This is a genomic window from Streptomyces sp. NPDC005070 (assembly GCF_053600395.1).
In genome coordinates this window covers 1-5334 of record NZ_JBSFZS010000259.1, presented here as the reverse complement: position 1 = coordinate 5334, position 5334 = coordinate 1, and the positions used below count along the sequence as shown (strand labels likewise).

Genomic DNA, 5334 nt, shown 5'->3' with positions numbered 1-5334 from the left:
GGTACATCGATGCCCGTCGCCACCGACGCCCACCCCTCACCCAACGGCGACGGGCTGATGCACCGGCACGGCCCCGACCCACCCACCGGACCGGACCCGCGACCGCCGCCCGTTCCTCCTCAGCTCTCCAGCTCGTGGAGCTGGTCCAGGAACCACTGGGCCGGGGGCAGGGCGGTGGCCGCGGCGGCCAGGCGTTTGGTGCGCTCCGCCCGTTCGCCCGGCTGCATGCCGAGTGCCTCGTGCAGCGCCCGCGCCGTCCCGGTCACGTCGTACGGGTTCACGGAGATCGCGTCCTCGCCCAGTTCCTCGTACGCCCCGGCCTCCCGGGACAGCACCAGCGCGCAGCCCTCGTCGGAGACGACCGGGATCTCCTTGGCGACGAGGTTCATGCCGTCCCTGATGGGGTTGACGAGGGCGACGTCGGCGAGCCGGTAGGCGGCGAGCGAGCGCGCGAAGTCGTCCTTCACGTGCAGCACCACCGGGGTCCAGCCGGGCGTTCCGTACCGCTCGTTGATCTCGTCGGCGAGCCGCTGCACCTCGGCCGTGTAGTCCCGGTACACCGCGAGGTCCTGCCGTGACGGATAGGCGAACGCCACGTGGACGACCCGCTCGCGCCACTCGGGACGGTCGTCGAGGAGCTGCCGGTACGCCAGCAGTCCCCGCACGATGTTCTTGGACAGCTCGGTCCGGTCGACGCGCACGATCGTCCTGCGGTCCGCGCCGATCTCCTCGCGCAGCGCCGCCATCCGTTCCCCGACGTCCGCGCGGTGTGAGCGCTCGCGCAGGAACTCGGCGTCCGCGCCGAGGCCGTGCACGCCGACGCGGGTCTCGCGCACCGGCGGCAGGGCGCCCTCCAGGTGCTCGATCGTCCGGGGGGCGCCGCCCGAGGTCCCGGTGGCGCGGTAGCGGCCGGGTTCGGTCCCCTCCGCGCAGCGCATGAAGGCGGTGGCCCACCGCCAGGTCAGGAAGGCCACCCGGTCCGCGCCGAGCATGCCCGCCATCAGCTCCGCGCGGATGTCGTCGGGGAGCATCCGGAAGTAGTCCTCGGGCGCCCACGGAGTGTGGGAGAAGTGACCGATGCGCAGGTCGGGGCGCAGCTCGCGGAGCATCCCGGGCACCAGGCACAGGTGGTAGTCCTGGACCAGCACGGCCGCGCCGTCGGCCGCCTCCTCGGCCAGTGCCTCGGCGAAGGCGCGGTTGTAGGTCCGGTACGACTCCCACCGGCGCCGGAACTCCGCGTCGAAGACCGGCTCCAGCGGGGTCTGGTAGAGCAGGTGGTGCACGAACCACAGCACGGAGTTGGCGATGCCGTTGTACGCGTCGGCGTGCGTGGCGGCGTCGATGGCCAGCATGCGTACGCCGTCCTCGTGGACTCCGCGCCGGACGGCCTCCCGGTCGCCGTCGCCGAGGGCGGAGCAGATCCAGAGGGCACCCGCGTCCGGCCCGATCGCCGAGAGTCCCGAGACGAGACCGCCGCCGCCGCGTCTGGCGTGCAGCGAGTCGTCCTCCCGTACCTCGTAGGTGACCGGGCCGCGGTTGGAGGCGACCAGAATCCTGTGGGCACCGTGCGTTGAAGCCATGCCTCGAAACCTAGCCCCGTCTCGAAACGCTCAAACGCGCCCTTCGGCCGTATGCGATCGGCGGCCGTCGGCGCCGGACTACGCGGCTTTGCGCGTCTGGTACTCGGAGATTTCGCTCATCGGCGGCCTTTCCTCCGTGTCCACGGAGTACGTGCGCGGCCGGAAACCGTCGCGGTCCCGCTCGAACTGGGTGAGGGCGGGGCGGATCAGGTGCCCGCGCGCCAGCCGGAGCTGCGCGGTGCGGTAGATCGCGGCGGCCATGCGGCCGAGCGCCTGGCCGTCCTGGTGGCGGTGCTTGCGCACCCCGACGTCGACCTGGGCGAGGGCGTCCAGTCCCACCAGGTGCAGGGAGTCGACGAGCATGCCCAGTTCGACGCCGTAGCCGACCGGGAAGGGGAGCTGTTCGAGCAGCGAGCGGCGGGCCGCGTACTCGCCGCCGAGCGGCTGGACGAAGCCCGCGAGCTGCGGCCAGTGCATGTTCAGGAGCGGGCGGGCCATCAGCTCGGTGACCCGGCCGCCCTGCCCGCCGCCGCCGGCCAGCGGGCGGTCGTACATGGCCTTGACCAGGTCGACGCCGGGTTCGGTGAGCAGCGGGCCCACGATCCCGGAGACGAAGTCGGACGAGAACTCCTTGAGGTCCGCGTCGATGAAGCAGACGATGTCCCCGCTCGTCACGAGCAGCGACCGCCACAGCACCTCGCCCTTGCCGGGCACGGCCGGGATCCGCGGGAGGATGTCGTCGCGGTGCACGACACGCGCGCCAGCGGCGGCGGCGACCGCGGCGGTGCGGTCGGTCGAGCCGGAGTCGACGACGACGATCTCGTCGACGAGGGGCACCTGCTGCATCAGGTCGTGGCGGATGATCGCGACGATCTCTCCGACCGTCTCCTCCTCGTTGAGCGCGGGCAGCACGACACTCACCGTCGACCCGGTGACGCGCTTGGCTGCCATGATCCTGTGGAGCGGGCGGTCGGTCGCGGACCAGGAGCGTGTGCTCAGCCAGCTTTCGACTTCTCTCAGCACCGTCTGCGGCTCCTCACTGTCTGATCACACGCTCTCATCGGCGTGCCCGCTGCGGCCAGCGGCAGATCGATTGCCGTCGTCTCGCGGTTCGGACGACTATCTCAACTGTCCTGGCCTTCGGTTACAGTCTTGAACAACGCGCATGACCATCGCATGTCCTGGATCGTCGGCGCGTATCGTGTTCAACAGTTCAACAATCAAATACCGCTCATCCAGAGGGGCAGAGGGATACGGCCCGATGAAGCCCCGGCAACCCTCCAGCCGGTCTCGTACCGATCGATGTCGATCGCGTCGCGAGGCTCCCGGCTAGGGAAGGTGCCAAATCCGTCTCACGGCGAAGTGCGCCGTGAGGAAGATGAGGAGAAAGGGCCTCGCCTCCATGGCTGCGCAGACAGTTGCAAGCACCACGAACTCCGCCGACGCGGTGGACCTCGGACCGGCCGCGGCGCTTTCCTGCCGCGAGTGCGGACACCGCGTCCCGCTCGGCCCGGTCTTCGCCTGCGAGGAGTGTTTCGGCCCGCTGGAGATCGCCTACGACTTCTCGGCCTACGACACCGAGGAACTCCGCAAGCGCATCGAAGCGGGACCCGCGAACATCTGGCGTTACGCGCCGCTGCTGCCCGTCCCCGCGGACGTGGCGGACAAGCCGAACATCAACCCCGGCTGGACCAAGCTCGTCCAGGCCGACAACCTCGCCCGCGAGCTCGGCGTCGACGCCGGAAAGCTCTTCGTCAAGGACGACTCCGGCAACCCGACGCACTCCTTCAAGGACCGCGTCGTCGCCCAGGCCATCGAAGCGGCCCGCGCCTTCGGATTCACCACCCTCTCCTGCTCCTCCACCGGCAACCTCGCCGGAGCGGTGGGCGCCGCGGCGGCCCGCGCAGGCTTCCGCTCCTGTGTGTTCATCCCGCACGACCTGGAGCAGGGCAAGGTCGTCATGGCCGCGGTCTACGGCGGCGAGCTCGTCGGCATCGAGGGCAACTACGACGACGTGAACCGTTTCTGCTCCGAGCTGATCGGCGACCCGGCCGGCGAGGGCTGGGGCTTCGTCAACGTCAACCTGCGGCCCTACTACGCCGAGGGCTCCAAGACCCTGGCGTACGAGATCTGCGAGCAGCTCGGCTGGAGGCTCCCCGACCAGCTCGTCGTGCCGATCGCCTCCGGCTCCCAACTCACGAAGATCGACAAGGGACTCCAGGAGCTGATCAAGCTCGGGCTCGTCGAGGACAAGCCGTACAAGATCTTCGGCGCCCAGGCCGAGGGCTGCTCCCCGGTGTCCGTCGCCTACAAGGCCGGCCACGACGTCGTACGGCCGCAGAAGCCGGACACGATCGCCAAGTCGCTCGCGATCGGCAACCCGGCGGACGGTCCGTACGTGCTCGACATCGCCCGGCGCACCGGCGGCGCGGTGGAGGACGTGAACGACGAGCAGATCGTCGACGCGATCAAGCTGCTCGCGCGCACCGAGGGCATCTTCGCGGAGACGGCGGGCGGTGTGACCGTCGGTGTCACCCGCAAGCTCATCGAGAACGGTCTCCTGGACCCGGCCCTCACGACGGTCGTGCTGAACACCGGCGACGGCCTCAAGACCCTGGACGCCGTGGCCTCCGACACCGGGCTGACCGCGACCATCCGCCCGAACCTCGACTCCTTCCGAGAGGCTGGCCTCGCATCATGAGCGTCAACGTCCGCATCCCCACCATCCTGCGCACCTACACCGGTGGCGCCGCCGAGGTGACGGCCGAGGGCGCGACCCTCGCCGAGGTCATCGGCGACCTGGAGAAGAACCACACGGGCATCGCCGCGCGCGTCCTGGACGACCAGGGCAAGCTGCGCCGCTTCGTCAACGTGTACGTCAACGACGACGACGTGCGCTTCGAGCAGGGCCTGGAGACGGCGACTCCGGACGGCGTGGGCGTCTCGATCATTCCGGCTGTCGCCGGAGGCTGATCGTTACCCTCGGTAATGCCGAACACATTGCGTTCACATAATTGCCCCCTCCGTAAGACAAGCGGAGGGGGCAATTCTGTAGGGTTGAACGCGCTAGAGTTGGGGAAGTCGCTCCAATTTTGATGTTGGTTTCATGCCGGACGCATATGAGTGACCGTTCGGCGGGCGACAAGAAGTAGCCAAAATGGCTCACCTTTTTGGGCATTTTATGGCATTTACGGGGCCCGACTTGCCCTGAATCCTTGCGCATTCTCCGCATATCATTGATCGGCCATGCCCAGAATTCTCGTCCGATTGACCTGTTGCAGAGGGCAGTTGGACAGATACATTCAGCCGCGGTCGACGCGTTCCGGCGCACACCCCCAACCGTTGGGGGGTGAGGTCTGACCCGGATCCGCGAAGTGTGGATCTGTGCAAGGGCCAGTAATAGGGGAGTTAGGCATGGCTCAGGGCACCGTCAAGTGGTTCAACGCGGAGAAGGGGTACGGCTTCATCGCGGTCGACGGTGGTGCGGACGTCTTCGTGCACTACAGCGCGATTCAGATGGACGGCTACCGCACCCTTGAAGAGGGTCAGCGAGTGGAGTTCGAGATCTCGCAGGGCCAGAAGGGTCCGCAGGCGGACATGGTCAAACTCGCCGTCTGATCGGGCGCGAACGACCACCGACTCACTCACGCACGAGGGGCTCGCCCGCTCAAGGTGCCCGACGGTGTGGAGGGCTACCTTTCCAGTGGCAACGCGGCCAGTGTGATCTCCGGCCGACTCTACTACACCTTCGGCC

Annotated in this window: 5 protein-coding genes and 1 riboswitch; of the genes, 3 read left to right on the top strand and 2 right to left on the bottom strand. The window is 68.5% G+C overall.

Annotation, left to right across the window (positions count from 1 at the left end; all coding sequences use genetic code 11):
* Positions 1-119: 119 nt before the first annotated feature.
* The gene (locus tag ACWEBX_RS37110) at positions 120-1580 is read right to left on the bottom strand and encodes an alpha,alpha-trehalose-phosphate synthase (UDP-forming) (RefSeq protein ID WP_451889145.1); all 1461 of its coding nucleotides are present in this window, start codon (positions 1578-1580) and stop codon (positions 120-122) included.
* A 78-nt stretch (positions 1581-1658) separates the two neighbouring features.
* Positions 1659-2603: a glucosyl-3-phosphoglycerate synthase gene (locus ACWEBX_RS37105; RefSeq protein ID WP_451889144.1), complete on the bottom strand. Its 945-nt coding sequence runs from the start codon at positions 2601-2603 to the stop codon at positions 1659-1661.
* A 205-nt stretch (positions 2604-2808) separates the two neighbouring features.
* A riboswitch (SAM riboswitch) is annotated at positions 2809-2965 on the top strand.
* Positions 2966-2982: 17 nt separating this feature from the next.
* Between ACWEBX_RS37105 and thrC the strand changes: the two genes are divergently transcribed.
* The 3 genes from thrC to ACWEBX_RS37090 all read left to right on the top strand — a co-directional run bounded on the left by thrC (position 2983) and on the right by ACWEBX_RS37090 (position 5198).
* Entirely contained in the window at positions 2983-4281 is a 1299-nt protein-coding gene (gene thrC, locus ACWEBX_RS37100; protein WP_451889143.1) for a threonine synthase, read from the top strand.
* Entirely contained in the window at positions 4278-4553 is a 276-nt protein-coding gene (locus ACWEBX_RS37095) for a MoaD/ThiS family protein (protein ID WP_355977534.1), read from the top strand. The genes thrC and ACWEBX_RS37095 overlap by 4 nt, the downstream gene beginning before the upstream one ends.
* 441 nt (positions 4554-4994) lie before the next feature.
* Entirely contained in the window at positions 4995-5198 is a 204-nt protein-coding gene (locus tag ACWEBX_RS37090) for a cold-shock protein (RefSeq protein ID WP_005315736.1), read from the top strand.
* Positions 5199-5334: the final 136 nt, after the last annotated feature.